General features: G+C 39.8%; 14 protein-coding genes. 8 read left to right on the top strand and 6 right to left on the bottom strand.

The window, feature by feature from the left end:
- Positions 1 to 52: 52 nt before the first annotated feature.
- Entirely contained in the window at positions 53 to 2,506 is a 2,454-nt protein-coding gene (locus KO511_RS21790) for a glycogen/starch/alpha-glucan phosphorylase (protein WP_215989485.1), read from the bottom strand.
- Between the two features lie 532 nt (positions 2,507 to 3,038).
- On the opposite strand from KO511_RS21790, the gene malT reads away from it, so the two are divergent.
- Complete coding sequence (gene malT, locus KO511_RS21785; protein ID WP_215989484.1) at positions 3,039 to 5,747, top strand: HTH-type transcriptional regulator MalT; 2,709 nt, start codon at positions 3,039 to 3,041, stop codon at positions 5,745 to 5,747.
- A 90-nt stretch (positions 5,748 to 5,837) separates the two neighbouring features.
- On the opposite strand, the gene KO511_RS21780 is transcribed toward malT, so the two are convergent.
- Positions 5,838 to 6,737, bottom strand: coding sequence for a LysR family transcriptional regulator (locus KO511_RS21780; protein ID WP_215989483.1), 900 nt, complete (start codon positions 6,735 to 6,737; stop codon positions 5,838 to 5,840).
- A 182-nt stretch (positions 6,738 to 6,919) separates the two neighbouring features.
- Between KO511_RS21780 and KO511_RS21775 the strand changes: the two genes are divergently transcribed.
- Entirely contained in the window at positions 6,920 to 7,276 is a 357-nt protein-coding gene (locus tag KO511_RS21775) for a DUF413 domain-containing protein (RefSeq protein ID WP_215989482.1), read from the top strand.
- 35 nt (positions 7,277 to 7,311) lie between these two features.
- Here the strand turns inward: KO511_RS21775 and KO511_RS21770 are convergent, their stop codons facing one another.
- The 4 genes from KO511_RS21770 to KO511_RS21755 all read right to left on the bottom strand — a co-directional run bounded on the left by KO511_RS21770 (position 7,312) and on the right by KO511_RS21755 (position 9,964).
- Positions 7,312 to 7,563, bottom strand: a complete 252-nt coding sequence (locus KO511_RS21770) for a DUF3081 domain-containing protein (protein WP_215989481.1) — start codon at positions 7,561 to 7,563, stop codon at positions 7,312 to 7,314.
- 124 nt (positions 7,564 to 7,687) lie between these two features.
- Positions 7,688 to 9,076 (bottom strand): SLC13 family permease, encoded by a 1,389-nt coding sequence (locus KO511_RS21765; protein ID WP_215989480.1) that lies wholly within the window; start codon positions 9,074 to 9,076, stop codon positions 7,688 to 7,690.
- 177 nt (positions 9,077 to 9,253) lie between these two features.
- Positions 9,254 to 9,640: an MAPEG family protein gene (locus tag KO511_RS21760; RefSeq protein ID WP_215989479.1), complete on the bottom strand. Its 387-nt coding sequence runs from the start codon at positions 9,638 to 9,640 to the stop codon at positions 9,254 to 9,256.
- Positions 9,641 to 9,670: 30 nt separating this feature from the next.
- The gene (locus tag KO511_RS21755) at positions 9,671 to 9,964 is read right to left on the bottom strand and encodes an ArsR/SmtB family transcription factor (protein WP_215989478.1); all 294 of its coding nucleotides are present in this window, start codon (positions 9,962 to 9,964) and stop codon (positions 9,671 to 9,673) included.
- 186 nt (positions 9,965 to 10,150) lie between these two features.
- Here KO511_RS21755 and KO511_RS21750 point away from each other — a divergent pair, with 186 nt between their 5' ends.
- The 6 genes from KO511_RS21750 (at position 10,151) to KO511_RS21725 (ending at position 14,413) form a co-directional block, all read left to right on the top strand.
- Positions 10,151 to 10,282 carry an entericidin EcnAB gene (locus KO511_RS21750; RefSeq protein ID WP_215989477.1) on the top strand — a complete coding sequence of 44 codons (132 nt, stop codon included), beginning with the start codon at positions 10,151 to 10,153 and terminating at the stop codon, positions 10,280 to 10,282.
- A gap of 256 nt (positions 10,283 to 10,538) precedes the next feature.
- The gene (locus KO511_RS21745) at positions 10,539 to 11,417 is read left to right on the top strand and encodes a Rossmann-like and DUF2520 domain-containing protein (protein ID WP_215989476.1); all 879 of its coding nucleotides are present in this window, start codon (positions 10,539 to 10,541) and stop codon (positions 11,415 to 11,417) included.
- A gap of 607 nt (positions 11,418 to 12,024) precedes the next feature.
- A complete protein-coding gene (locus tag KO511_RS21740; protein ID WP_215989475.1) occupies positions 12,025 to 12,279 on the top strand; it encodes a hypothetical protein in 255 nt (84 codons plus the stop codon).
- On the top strand, positions 12,266 to 12,496 hold the full coding sequence (locus KO511_RS21735) for a hypothetical protein (protein ID WP_215989474.1): 231 nt from the start codon (positions 12,266 to 12,268) through the stop codon (positions 12,494 to 12,496). The genes KO511_RS21740 and KO511_RS21735 overlap by 14 nt, the downstream gene beginning before the upstream one ends.
- Positions 12,493 to 13,131, top strand: coding sequence for an ankyrin repeat domain-containing protein (locus KO511_RS21730; protein ID WP_215989473.1), 639 nt, complete (start codon positions 12,493 to 12,495; stop codon positions 13,129 to 13,131). The genes KO511_RS21735 and KO511_RS21730 overlap by 4 nt, the downstream gene beginning before the upstream one ends.
- Before the next feature lie 415 nt (positions 13,132 to 13,546).
- A complete protein-coding gene (locus KO511_RS21725) occupies positions 13,547 to 14,413 on the top strand; it encodes a LysR family transcriptional regulator (protein WP_215989472.1) in 867 nt (288 codons plus the stop codon).
- The last annotated feature ends 22 nt before the right edge of the window (positions 14,414 to 14,435 follow it).

Below are 14,435 nucleotides of genomic sequence, written 5' to 3'. Positions count from 1 at the left end.
TGTGATTAATGAGCAAAGCCAAGAGATGTTATTCTTGGCTTCGTTGATAAAGCTATCGTTTTACCGCTTCTAGTTGCCAAATATTATTGACATAGTCCCGGATGGAACGATCAGAGCTAAATTTTCCAACTAACGCTGTATTGAGTATCGCTTTTTTGGCCCAGCCAGATTCATCACGATACTGTCTATCCATATCCTCATGCGCCTGAACATACGAAGCAAAATCAGCAAGACACAAATACGGGTCACCACCATCTAACAAACTGTCATAAATAGCGCGTAATTTCTCTGGCTCACCGGGCGTAAATTCATCACCGAGCAAAAGATCTAAAGAAGCTTTGAGCAAAGGATCAGCATGATAATAATCGAATGGGTTATAGCCTTGGGCAAGTATCGATTCAACCTCATCGACCTCAAGGCCGAAGATGTAAATATTATCATCGCCCACTTCTTCTCGAATTTCGACATTCGCCCCATCCATAGTCCCTATAGTCAATGCGCCATTAAGCGCCATTTTCATATTTCCGGTACCGGATGCTTCTTTACCTGCTGTTGATATTTGCTCAGAAACATCAGCGGCTGGAATAATGATTTCAGCCATACTCACACGATAGTCTGGAACAAACACAATTTTGAGTTTATTACCGATTCGCGGATCATGATTGATCTTGTCAGCTATTTTATTGACTGCATAGATAATATCTTTTGCTAAATGGTATCCCGGTGCCGCTTTAGCAGCAAAGAAGACGACACGTGGAACCATGACAAAATCAGGATCATGCCGTAAGCGGTGGTATAGCGACAAAATATGTAACATGTTGAGATGCTGGCGCTTATATTCATGCAAGCGTTTAATTTGTACATCAAAAATAGCATTTGTATCTAATTCTATTCCTATATTATCTTTCACCCAATTGGCAAGTCGTTGTTTGTTCTGTCTCTTTACCGCCATAAACTCTTTCTGGAACTGATCATCATTCGCATACTGAGCGATTTTCTCAAGTTGCTCTAAATTCGCAGGCCAGTCGTGGCCTATTTTTCTAGAGATAAGTTCAGACAAACCCTGGTTACAAAACTTTAGCCATCGACGTGGAGTAATACCATTGGTGACATTCTGTAGCTTAGAAGGATACAGTTCATCAAATTCAGGAAACAAATCACGTTTGACCAACTCAGAATGAAGGGCCGCAACACCATTGACCGCATAAGAACCAATCACACTTAAATTGGCCATTCTCACCATGCGATGAAAGCCTTCTTCAATGATTGATAGTTTTTGCTGCTTCACGACGTCACCTGGCCATTTATTGCGTACCTCTTGTAAAAAGAGATGGTTAATGTGATATATGATTTCCATATGTCGTGGCAACAAACGCTGAATTAATGACTCACTCCAAGTTTCTAATGCTTCAGGAAGCAAAGTATGGTTGGTATAAGCAAATGTCTGTGAGCTTATAGCCCAAGCTTCATCCCAGCCCAAGCCCTTCTCATCGATTAAAATACGCATCAGCTCTGGAATAGCGATCGTAGGATGGGTATCGTTTAACTGAATAGTTTCATATTTTGGTAAGGATTTTAGAGTATTCCCCGCTTCCTCATGACGACGTAGAATATCTCTTACCGAAGCAGCAGAGTGGAAATATTGCTGCATAAGACGCAGTGTTTTTCCTTTCTCATGGTTGTCGTTTGGGTACAAGATTTTTGTAATGTTGCCAGCATCAATTAAGGCATGCTGGGCTTCAAAATAATCACCATTGTTAAAGCTTGCTAGTGAGAATGGCGCTATTGCCCTACATTCCCACAAACGTAAAGGGTAGACCGTGTCTGATTGATAACCCACAATAGGTAAGTCCCATGGCATAGCTTTTACCGACATACTCGGAACCCAACGTCGATTCTCTTTACCACCTTCTCGATAAACTTCAACATGGCCATAAAAACCAATCTCTTGAGCAAGTTCAGGACGAGCAATTTCCCACGGATAACCTTCTATACATCGCCAGGCATCAGGCACTTCCTGCTGATGCCCATCTTTAAAAGATTGTTTAAATAGACCGTATTCGTAATGAAGACCATACCCAACCGCCGGAAATTCCTGAGCTGCAAGAGAGTCCATGAAGCAAGCAGCTAAACGCCCCAAGCCACCATTACCCAATGATGGGTCACGTTCCTCTTCCAGTAGATCAGTTAAACTCTGGCCCAATTCAGTCATAGCGATACTAATTTGCTCGTAAAGACCAAGGCTAATTAAATTATTACCCGTTAACCGACCAATCAAAAACTCAAGAGATAAATAGTTAACACTTTTAGCATTATTGATTTTGCTATCTTGCTCAGTCTGCAGCATATCAAGAGTGGTCAATTCAGCCAGAGCTCTTCCCATCGCTAGATACCAGGCTCGGCTGCCTGCTCTCTCTTTTGTCGTGGCATAAGTTGAGGTCAAATGATTCACAACACTTTGCTTAAATGCTGCCGTATCAAAATTTTTCTGTTGAGTCGGTTTCATTAGAGAAATCTCACTTATCGGGGTTAGTCCATTTGAGCGATATCGTGCAATAACGCAATAACTGAAACATCCTCCTAATTAAAGAAGCGTTCAGGAGGAGAATGCAGGGCGTAGAGTTCCCATAAGTATGGCCTCAGTGATCTAACTCTCAATTCAGCCGAATATGGCAAAACTGGTGGTGACAACGATCACATCACACGACGGTTTAACCTTAATCCGTGTTTTCGAATCGTAAATGCTAAATGTTTAATAAATTGATTGATATGTTCTTTCGATCACATATTGCATTGGCTAAATGAGTAATTTTCATCTTGATAAGTGTAAAACAGTCTATGAACCATACTATCAAAGGCAACAATGGTGATTAGGATCACACATTAAGGGCGTAGGCAAATTTAAAATGTGAAATATACGAAAATATGATGGTTGATCAATAACTGCCTCTATGGATCTCAAGTAACATCGATATCATTATCGGATGCACTCCAAAGATAAATCAATATTATGGTTATCTGAGACCAGAGGAAAAAAGATGTGGATTTCTTCTAAATTAACCCGCCCAGGACGACTACACAACGCCATTATCCGTCCAAGAGTTCTAGATTTATTACAAAATGCTCCCTGCTATAAGCTGATACTATTTCGTTCGCCGGCAGGCTATGGCAAAACGACAATGGCGTCTCAATGGCTGGCAGATAAATCTAACCTTGGTTGGTATAACATTGATGAGAGCGACAACGACACTTTTCGGTTTATGAATTATCTATTACGGGCACTGAACAAGGCGGCTCACAACTCCTGTACAGCCTCACAAAAACTGGTAGAAAAACGACAATTCTCATCACTTCACTCTCTTTTTAGTCAAGTTTGTGCCGAACTTGTTCATTACCAGCAGGAATGCTATCTCGTTCTCGATGATTACCATCTTATCTCAAACAACGAAATCCACGAGTCACTGCGCTTTTTTATAAAGCATATGCCAGACAACCTCACCTTGGTTGTTACCAGTAGAGCCACCCCTCCTCTTGGCACTGCTAACTTAAGAGTGCGCGATCTGATGGTAGAAATAAGTGATGAACTTCTTGCCTTTGACAATGAAGAAACCACTCGATTTTTCAGATCTAGAATTTCAGGAGACATTGATAGCACTGTTGTCAATCATATACGCAATTATGTCGAAGGCTGGCCATCTGCATTACAACTCATTGCTTTGCAGACTCAACATCAACACAAGAGTTTGGCTCAATCACTTGAATCATACTCACAATTTAACCATCGCCACTTATGGGATTATTTAGTTGAAGAAGTGTTTGAACAACTTGACGCTGACACACGTCTATTCTTATTGCAATGCTCTATTTTCGACCACTTCAATGATGTTTTGGTGTCTGAAATCACCCAAAGAAAAGATGCTCTTAATGTTATTGAATCACTCAATCGCTATGGATTATTTATACACCCACTCGAAGGAGAGCAAAACTGGTTCCGCTTTCATAATTTATTTGCTGAATTTCTCTCTCATGAACGAACCGCACACATCCCGCATCAAGAAGAAGAGTTACATCAAGCAGCAGCGCAGGCATGGTTAAAACTGTCATCTCCTCATCAAGCACTTCAGCATATTCAAAAAACAGGTAACCTACAGCTTACGGCAGATATTGTATGCAACTATGGCTGGGAAATGTTCAACCGTGGTGAACTACAAACATTAGAAAATGCCATTGATACACTCACTCCAGAGCAGCTCTATAGTGAACCTAAATTATGTATGCTTCAGGCTTGGTTGGCACAAAGTCAGCATAGATACAATGATGTGGGCGATTTATTATCCGTCGCAGATGAACAAATGAAGGCATTTAATGTATCTCTAAGTACGAAACAAAAAGGAGAGTTTAATGCCTTGCGTGCTCAGGTGGCGATTAACCAAAATGAACCTGAAAAAGCGCTTGAGCTCGCTGAACTATCTTTAGGCCAACTCAATAGTAACACTTATAGGAGTAGGATCGTCGCCACTTCTGTGATTGGTGAAGTTAACCATGTATTGGGGTATCTAAACCGTGCTCTCCCTATGATGCAGCAGACAGAAAAGCTGGCTCGCCAATATCAAGTTTATCATCAAGCATTATGGGCGATGCTGCAACAAAGTGAAATTCTCATTGCACAAGGTTATGTTCAAGCCGCATTTGAAGTTCAAGAAAATGCTTTTAAATTAGTGGAAGAACACCAATTACATCAAGTCCCCATGCATGAATTTCTGCTCCGACTCCGTGCACAGGTATTCTGGTGTTGGAACCGTCTTGACGAAGCTGAGGAATGTTCTTACAAAGGTCTGGATATACTAGGGCGTGCTAGCCAAACTAAACACCTTCATTGTTATTCCATGCTAGCTCGCATCTCAATTGCTCGAGGAGAAATCGATAAAGCTAGCAAGTTCATTGATAATATTACATATTTATTAAAACAATCTACTTACCATGTCGACTGGACAGCCAATGCATCATTATCATTAATTTTATTTTGGCAAGCACGAGATGATATGGAATCTATGCAGCACTGGTTAGATACGACACCAAAGCCAAAAGATGCTTGTAACCATTTCACTCAACTTCAATGGAGAAACATGGCACGAGCTCAAATCAATTTAAGCAAGTTTGATGATGCCTCTAAAACCCTGAGCTTTCTACAACAAAACGCCCATGGCAATCAGCTAGTTACAGATAACAACCGAAATTTAATTGTTGAAACGGTTCTCGCAATGGAACAGCACGATGAATTAAGGGCAAAGTTACTTTTAAAACAAGCTCTAGAACTAACAAATCAAACAGGAATTTTAGGTAACTTTCTCATCGAAGGAACTCGAATTAGCGCTGTACTAAACAAACTAGTCACTCAAAATGAACTAAGCGATCTTGAGCGCCATCGAGCTCAACAATTACTTAAAGATATTTCTTGTAGCCAAAGAAGCCGCTCAATACACTTCGACGAAGAATTTGTTAATAAGTTAATCCACCACCCAAGTGTTCCGGAGCTCGTGCGCACTAGCCCCCTGACTCAACGAGAATGGCAAGTGCTTGGCTTAATTTATTCTGGCTTTAGCAATGAACAAATCGCGCAAGAGCTCGATGTTGCTGGGACGACCATCAAAACTCACATTCGCAACCTATATCAAAAACTCGCGATAACGAATCGTAAAGAAGCCATCACTACCGCTGAAAATTTGTTACAGCTGATGGGATACTAACACTCACTCAACACGCTTAACTTCTCAAGAAGGATCCATCGATGATGAGATTAAATTTCTCTTAAACTGTGTTAGATTTAGGTTCTTGAGTCAGATCTCTTCTTCCAAAGGAAGATCAGCCATTTGTTGAAATGAATAAGCAGTGGTAGGGTCAATATCCCTGACTAATTCTTCAACCTGCCCGATAGCCTCAATAGAGGAACTTGCTTTACGGTAACTTAAATAAATAGGCCTATTCCAATCATCAACCCCGCTGACCTTAAAAAGCTGGCCGCTGGTAATAAAGGGCTCAACAAGTGATGTGGGTAAGTAAGCACTACCACCTTTTTCCAAGATAAAATCAAGCGCAATACGCGCCGTTGATGTTCTCAAATAAGGCGCTGGGATCTTAGGATGTCTCCCCGCATGCTCTGAAGCAAATTTGGTACCCCAATCAACGTACACATATTTATCCTCAAAAACCGTCCCTACATGATGCTCATCAGTAGATACCAGTACCAAAACAATGTCGGCAACTCGCTTACAATGCAGTTCATCAGCTTTAATTTGATCGAATGCAAAAGCCATGTCTAGGGTTCTTTCCTGTAGGCTGCGATTAAGAGATTCGCGGCCCATCACTTCAGCCATAAAACCGTAGCCACCAAATGCATCTGTAACAATACTTAAGCAATTTTGTAAGTACGCATCCCAAACATTAGGTGTACCACCCATTGTTAACTGTAGCGCTTTACCACTCTCAAGTGATAGTTCCAACTTGGCCTGCTGAAGCGTCGCGACCATAACTTCAGCATACCCCACCAAACGCTCTCCAGAAGACGTCAATTTGATATTATTCCTATTACGGATAAAAAGTTGGGTATCAAAGTAATTTTCTAACTGTTTGATACGAGCACTAACTGCCGCCTGAGTAATATAAAGATTCTCAGCGGCACGCCCAAAATGGCGGACATTAGCTAATTCTAAAAATGTCTTGAAGACTTTAACATCCATGAAAAGACCTCGATTAGGACCAACATTAATGGGTTCAACATACTTTCTACTAGATAAACAGATTTACAACCTTAATAAAAGTGTTTAATGGACACGATAAAAAGGTTTTGTTTTTCTTTTGCTAAATTTACGCCTACTTTTCGATTTAGTTCAACTAAATAGGTTAACAGAGGCGACCTACTATGTCTGACACTCTATTTCGTCATGGTAAAAAACGTTTTTTTGACAATAAAAAGTTCCCACGCGGCTTTGCTAAATCTGGTGATTTTACGCTTGCCGAAGAACAAATTCTAACCCTTTATGGTGACACTATGCTGGGTTTAGAGACCGGCCAAATTAAACCAGAAAATACCGAGGAAAAACACTTCATCAAGGTGTTAGAAACCCCCTCAAAAGCCAAGTCGAAGTTAGAAAGAGTGTGGCTTAAGTATGTACAGCTCGCTAGAGGCAGAAAGCGTTTCCATACCTTAAATGGTCACAATAAATCGGAAGCCTCTGAAGACTGTTCCGATAGCATTACTTTAGTCGAAGAAGATTAAACTTGAGTAGAAAGCCCGCTAGATAGGGCTTTCTATTATTTGGCTAACATTGCTACCTTTTTAAGGAAGCTATCGCGCAAATGTTCCTGATCATACTCAAGGTGATAGGTATTATGGAACCCAATCTTGATCTCAACACCGTTACCTCGTAAATAAACACTATATCCGTCATAATCTGAGTACGCTTCTACACCCTCGTAAATCTTACCATATTCCGTTGGTGTCCCTTTTGACATTACTGTTTCATAAGCATGAAGTACCTTAGTCAGTTCAAGTTCATTTTTCATCTAAGCGCTCTCTTTGATATGACCTACTAAGTATGCGTTGCTCTTCAAGGTTTCGCCATTACTAGACTTTAAACCAAATAAAGAGTAGATAAAGTTTCTTTGACAATCGAGATCTGTCAGACGCTTAAGTCCAAAACAAAGTGGCTATAAGAGTAAGGACCGCAATACAGGCAATATTTAGAACGATACCCACCCGCATCATTTCACTCTGTTTAATGTGACCAGACCCAAACACAATAGCATTTGGTGGTGTGGCCACTGGCAACATAAAGGCACAAGAAGCTGCAACAGCAATTAACACAGATAGTACAACTGGTGGTAGACCAAATGCCTGGGCAACACTACCAAAAACAGGGATAAGCAAAGCAGCACTTGCGGTATTACTGGCAAATTCCGTAAGGAAAACCACAAAAGCGGCTATGATCGCGATAATAAGAACAATGCCAATATTTGAAATCAACTCACTCAGCACATTCGCCAAAAATACACTGGTCCCCGTCGCTTTGAGTACATTACTCAAACATATACCACCACCAAACAGTAACAACACGCCCCAGTCCGCTGTTTTCTCAATATCTTTCCAATGGACAACCCGAGCAAAATTGACTGCTATCACAGCGCTCAAGGCCACGATGGTATCAAATTTTGCGTAACCGCCGATCATGGCATTAATCGGCTTACTAAAAATCCAACAAGAGACCGTTAAAGCAAAGATCGCTAAAGTCACCATTTTTCCTTTGTCCCAAGTGACAGGGGTATGTTCTAACTCAAACTGACCAGATAAATTAGGTTTTAAAACATAAAACAATACCGCAATCGCAATGGGCAACAGCAGTAGCGACGCTGGAAGACCGTAACTCATCCAATCGGTAAAAGTAAGACCCACTTCTGCTGCGGCAATCGCATTGGGTGGGCTACCCACAACAGTTGCTATACCACCGATGCTAGCGCTATATGCTGTTCCTAACAGCACAAACACATAGGTTTTATGGCCACTTTCAGAATTAACTTTACTCAACACGCCTAAAACAAGTGGTAACATCATTGCCGTTGTCGCTGTATTACTAATCCACATTGATAAGCCTGCTGTAACACCAAACAGCATAAACACAGCGATGCTCATCTTCCCTCTCGCAATCACTAAGACTTTATCCGCAATGACTTTATCTAGCCCCTGACGATGCATTGCAGCAGCAAGAGCAAAACCACCTAGAAATAAAAAGATAATCGAGTTTGAAAAGTTATTCAAAGCGGTCTGGGTATCAAAAATGCCAAACAAGACTGCCATAACCGGAACAAAAATAGCAGTCACAGTGACATGCAATGCCTCAGTCAGCCAAAGAATAGCAATAAAAACCAGCATACTTAGGCCAAGCACAACTTTAGGCTCAAAAGGCAAGGTGAAATATAAGGCGGTAAACAAGGCAATGTCTGCAAGTACAATTAAGCTGTTCCGGTTAAACAGCCACTCGCTTGTATTGTTGGGCAAGGGGACGTTATCGTTTCGATTCATTATACTTTTCCTCATCAGGACCAAACGGCAGGCCGAATGATCCCATATAAAATGAGGGAGGGCTTTTTTTTGTTACAAAAACGTTAACCGTCTCAAAACATAAAACAGCTGAAGTAAAACGCAAAAAGGTTTTACAGAAATGTAAGGAATAAGGGTCAATATATTCACCCTGAGCCGCTACCATAACTGGCTGTATGGAAGATAAACCAAGTTTAAAGCAATTAGTAATGCCATCGACAAAAACGTTAACTTCATTCCTTGAACTCGGCCCTTTAAGCTCTCTGCCAATATCGCTTTAGCATGTATCACCCGACCGACAACAAACAAGATAGCAATACCATGAATCATCCAAGGGCTAGCACCATTGAACTCAGCCAGCGCCAGCAAAATTAGCGTAATAGGAATGTAATCAACCGCATTGCTATGCGCACTACGAGCAACTTGAAGCGCATTAACGCCGCCATCGGCATACGCAATTTTAGCACGTCGGCGTTGTTTAATTACTTGAAAAGAAAGCCAAATCATTAAGCCAGCTAATATAGAAGCATACAGTGCTGAAATCATAAATAGTTATCCTACATAAAGGGGATTGTATTAACATGACTCATTAATACAGCATTCAGCTTGAAGGAAGCAAATCACCTCTGAAAGATTTTGATACTCGGCCACACAATACAATGTTCGCCCTTCTCGCCGCTGTGTTATAAGGTTTGCAGACGCTAAACTCGAAATATGATGAGACAAAGTCGACCCTGGAATATCCAACATATCTTGGATAACACCAACAGCAACGCCTTTCTTTCCCGCTTTAACAACGCACTTATAAATAGATAAACGGGTTGGGTGGCCAAGCTCTTTAAGCGCCTTTGCAACTGCTTCAAGTTCCATTAATCATTCCTAAAAAAGTATTTCTATAACAGTCGAAGTATAAACCGATTTCAATTGGAACAGCTAGGTTATTCACTATTTCGATGGCTGAGACTCAGTCTAAAGCACAAAGAAAGAGCAAATACCTGTTTGCTTTAGTCATTTTTGATATAGTTAACAACAAGTGAACAACTTAAGGAATAGAACATGAAAACTGCACTTATCGCCATAATTATGCTGATCGCGGGCTGTTCAAGCACTTGGCAAGGCGTAAAAGATGACTCATCCAAGGTATGGGGGGATACCAAACAAGCCATCCATGAAGCGACAGAAGACTAGTATCAGCAATATTTACACCCACTACCCTGCCTATTTTTTAGCAAAAAGTAACACATCATCTCACACTTATAAATGTGTCCGTGTTAGTCCAACTGACTAGCACGCTTCTGCCCAAAATCTATTCAGCATCAATATAAAACGAATATTGAATTAACGATATATTCTCGATAATGTATCGATCTAATTATTGTTAATCTAGATACTAAGACATAAGTTTACAGCTTATATCGTTCAATAGTCGAGCTTGGAAATCAGTATGAAAATAAATATTGTGGGTGCAGGACGTGTTGGCCAAACTCTTGGAAAACTGCTGGTCAATACCAAAGTTTTTCAGGTAGGTTCGATTTATAACCGAACCAAATTAAGCGCTGAAAGAGCTGCTTCATTTATCGGCACAGGAACTCCCATTGCCAACTTAAGTGACATGGAGCAAGCCGACCTGTATATGATAACAACGGCGGACGGGGCTCTTGGAGAAGTGTGCGATCGCATGTTAGATGTACACGACTTTAAACAAAACAGCGTAATTTTTCATTGTAGTGGCGCTGTACCTTCACGTATTTTTCAACGTGCCCAAGAGCATGGTTGCTATATAGCTAGCGTACATCCGGTCAAAAGCTTTGCGGAACCATCAATCGCAGTGTCAGATTTTAAGGGGACTTTTTGCGCGGTAGAAGGTGATGAAAAGGCGCTAGGCATACTCGAAGGATGTTTTCAAAGCATTGGGGGGCATATATTTAGAATCAATACAGATAAAAAAGCCCTCTATCATGGCGCAACTGTGATGGCATGCAATAACCTTGTTGCTTTAATAGAAGCAGCAACCTCAATGTACGTTGACTCTGGTCTTGATAGAAAAACGGCGCTCAAAGTGATGGAACCGATTGTCCGTGGCACAATTACAAATATATTCGCCTTGGGAGCAGTATCCGCTTTAACTGGCCCTATAGCGCGAGGGGATTCAGAGACAGTTAGTACACACTTAAATGCTTTAAAGGATGATGACGGAATGCTCACTGATGTCTACTGTTCTCTTGGAAAATGGGCACTAAACCTGTCGAAAGAACAAGGCAGTGCGACTAGTGAATCACTGAGAAATATTCTTGATCAGCTAAACATACACGATCCAAATTAACCGAGTACCAAATTTATTGAAATTAATGGTAATAACCATTACAAACATTCCATTTTTCTATCATCTATTCGTATTTTAGGGCATTAAAAATATAGTCATGGCTCAAAGTATATCAATTAGGCTAGATATACCGCTCAATAATCTTAGTGCTTATGATTCAAATCCATTTATTCCGCTTATGGCCCGATAAACCAAAAACTTATCCCTAGAATTTAATGAAAGGTAATTGATTAATCAAACATTATCTTTCATCGTATTTTCCACTAAGACCATATGTACTAAATCAAAGTCCACTCGATATGTTCACAAATACCTAGAATTATTCCAGAGACATTATTTGACTTGGCTAATCACCGAAAAATCCGCCTTTGAAAATAACTAGTTCAGCGTATCACTACTTTAAGTCATGACCCACTCTTAATATATAGAGTTATCAACAAAAATTATTGACTATTTAAAATACAACTCAGTTCTTAAAGAACGAATCAATAATGCAATATTGAATTTTTTATTTCAATAATTAATTTTTGATTTTTTAAGTATTGATATAACAAAGAGAAAAATAGATAATTTATCGGTACGCTTAAGGCGATGGTAGGGCGATGTAATGAGCGATGAAATGTTGATTTCCCAAGGAAAAGCTCAGATTATGGTATCGCTCGGATTTATATCTTTTACATCGGTAATAGAAGAAAAACTTGGGTTCAGTATCCAGTTTTTAACTCCAGATGAGAAGTTTGTGTATATGTCAGATTCTCATGGCATGAAAAAAAACTTTAAAAGCCTAGATTCATGTTCAAAAACATTAAAAAAACTAGGCATTTTTATATTTCAAGTTGAATTAAAAGATGATGAGAATTAGCGCTTATGATGTCGACACTCTAACTAGAAATCACATGGATAATATTGAAATGGTGATCTCAGATAGGGTTATTTACTTCCAAGGAAAACTAAAAGATCAACATTTTGTGTTTGTGACCAAACGTAACGACATTGCAACCTTTAAAAGCATTAAAGCCTGCAAGGATTTCATTAGCGAATTCCTTCCAGATAAAAAAATTACCGTGAGAATGGAATGAATGACTTAATCGAACAATGCCAAAGAAACAAAGGGTCGGTTACGCTCTTTAACTTATTCTTCGATCCCATCAAAACCCTTGATAACCAAGAATCCGAGCTATTTATTGACATGATAAATAATAAAAAACTCAGTAATATCCGCGATTCAATAGATAACAATCTTCTACATTATTCATTGATGATTAATTCGCCACTTTCAGACTTCATAGCTAAAAGATTCCCAAGCTTCATTAATCAAAAAAACAAACTAGGCCAACTACCTTGTCATTTTGGCGCATTTCACAATAATCTTGACCTATCTAAGTTTTCACCTCAACAAAGCTCCCGGCAAGATAGTCGAGGTTTTACCCCTCTGCATATTGCTGCTGAGTTGGGTAACCAAAATCACATAAAATCTATGTTAGCCTCTGTAGAAGAAAAGAATATCTTTAATGCCTTTGCTCTTCATTGGGCGTTAAAAAATGACGAAAGAAACAGCATTAAAAGAGTGAACAAGTTGATTTTTTCGAAAGCATTACTCCAAACTGCTAAATCAGTCCAAATGAAAACGAGAAATGCTATAGGAATGACACCTAGAGATTGGATGGAGGCAACATGTTCAACCAAAGAAATTGACTTTATAATGTTCAAGTGAACATTACTTTGAAATGGTATATCTACCTTGTTAAATATTTTGTGTTGGTACTTGGTAGTTGCCAATCATCCATCAAACCTTCACCCCGAGGCCTTATTGTAACGTATCGTTAACCCAAGACTTCAAACTCATCAAAAGGCAGTCTGACAGCACCATCTTCGCAAATGCTCCATACCTCTTTATGTACAACGCCAAAGTCTTTACTCATGGTCCACTTTGAAGATCATATAAAAATTTCATCATCGATTTATTGTCATTTGATATCGCTATTTTTCCACGCTTGACTACCCACTTTACATAGACTCTAAGTTGATGATTTAATTCTTCCTTGCTTTTTTATGCAAGCAGTGTGCATCTAGATTTAACATATAAAAGCAGACCAATTAGAAAAACTGTTTTTAAAAGGAGAACAATAATGAATAAACACAGACAAATGATGATCTTTAAGGCGATTGTAGACTCAGGATCGATTTCTAAAGCCGCTGAAAGACTCGAACTATCAAAGTCAGTTCTCAGCAATCATCTTAAGCAACTCGAAAATGAGCTAAACATAGACTTGCTAAAGCGAACAACACGCCGACAATCACTTACCCTCGCTGGTGAGCAGTTCTACCGACATTGCGTCGCATTGAATGATGTAATGTCTCATGCTTGGGAGGATATCCATCAATTACAACAGCAACCATATGGTAAAATATCGGTCACTGCACCAGTAGCTTTGATGGAGCTTATTGTCATACCTGCTTTATGCAGTGCATTTGCCTCTTACCCAAAAGTATCACTAAATTTAATCGCTGATGATCGCCAATTAGACTTACTCCAAAATGATATAGATATCGCAATTCGGTTCGGAGAGTCCCCAGATAGCAATATAAAACAAAAGCGAATTGGTCGTTTTCAGGACGTACTCTGTCAATCAAAACGTGCCTGCCAAAGTGCAGCTGAAGCTAACTATATTGCGAACCAATGGCAGGAAAAAGATATCGTTCATACTCTTAACCACAGGGGTAATTCATTAACAACTGAGCTCTGTTATACTGCCCATCATAGAGCAAACAACGTCAACCAAGTGGCTAGCTTAATTCAAAACGGAATGGGCGTTGGCTTACTACCAGATTTCCTGCTAAGCCGATACCCGGACTTAGAACCTTGTTTTAAGGAGCATTACTTAGCTATAAACAATGTTTATGCCTTGCATCCTTATTCTAAATCACCACCTGCTTCTGTTACCCATGCTATCAATGCAATTGAAAAAATGTTGAAATCCGTGACGGAATTTTGAACATCTGTTTAACCTAGATCAA

Source organism: Vibrio hepatarius, from assembly GCF_018860525.1.
GTDB lineage: Bacteria > Pseudomonadota > Gammaproteobacteria > Enterobacterales > Vibrionaceae > Vibrio > Vibrio hepatarius_B.
The sequence above is the reverse complement of the archived record's forward strand: the minus strand, read 5'-3'. Positions and strand labels throughout refer to the sequence as shown.

Coding starts and splice junctions, on each gene's coding strand:
- KO511_RS21790 (WP_215989485.1), bottom strand. CDS start 2,506: ATGAAACCGACTCAACAGAAAAATTTTGATACGGCAGCATTTAAGCAA.
- malT (WP_215989484.1), top strand. CDS start 3,039: ATGTGGATTTCTTCTAAATTAACCCGCCCAGGACGACTACACAACGCC.
- KO511_RS21780 (WP_215989483.1), bottom strand. CDS start 6,737: ATGGATGTTAAAGTCTTCAAGACATTTTTAGAATTAGCTAATGTCCGC.
- KO511_RS21775 (WP_215989482.1), top strand. CDS start 6,920: ATGTCTGACACTCTATTTCGTCATGGTAAAAAACGTTTTTTTGACAAT.
- KO511_RS21770 (WP_215989481.1), bottom strand. CDS start 7,563: ATGAAAAATGAACTTGAACTGACTAAGGTACTTCATGCTTATGAAACA.
- KO511_RS21765 (WP_215989480.1), bottom strand. CDS start 9,076: ATGAATCGAAACGATAACGTCCCCTTGCCCAACAATACAAGCGAGTGG.
- KO511_RS21760 (WP_215989479.1), bottom strand. CDS start 9,640: ATGATTTCAGCACTGTATGCTTCTATATTAGCTGGCTTAATGATTTGG.
- KO511_RS21755 (WP_215989478.1), bottom strand. CDS start 9,964: ATGGAACTTGAAGCAGTTGCAAAGGCGCTTAAAGAGCTTGGCCACCCA.
- KO511_RS21750 (WP_215989477.1), top strand. CDS start 10,151: ATGAAAACTGCACTTATCGCCATAATTATGCTGATCGCGGGCTGTTCA.
- KO511_RS21745 (WP_215989476.1), top strand. CDS start 10,539: ATGAAAATAAATATTGTGGGTGCAGGACGTGTTGGCCAAACTCTTGGA.
- KO511_RS21740 (WP_215989475.1), top strand. CDS start 12,025: ATGAGCGATGAAATGTTGATTTCCCAAGGAAAAGCTCAGATTATGGTA.
- KO511_RS21735 (WP_215989474.1), top strand. CDS start 12,266: ATGATGAGAATTAGCGCTTATGATGTCGACACTCTAACTAGAAATCAC.
- KO511_RS21730 (WP_215989473.1), top strand. CDS start 12,493: ATGAATGACTTAATCGAACAATGCCAAAGAAACAAAGGGTCGGTTACG.
- KO511_RS21725 (WP_215989472.1), top strand. CDS start 13,547: ATGAATAAACACAGACAAATGATGATCTTTAAGGCGATTGTAGACTCA.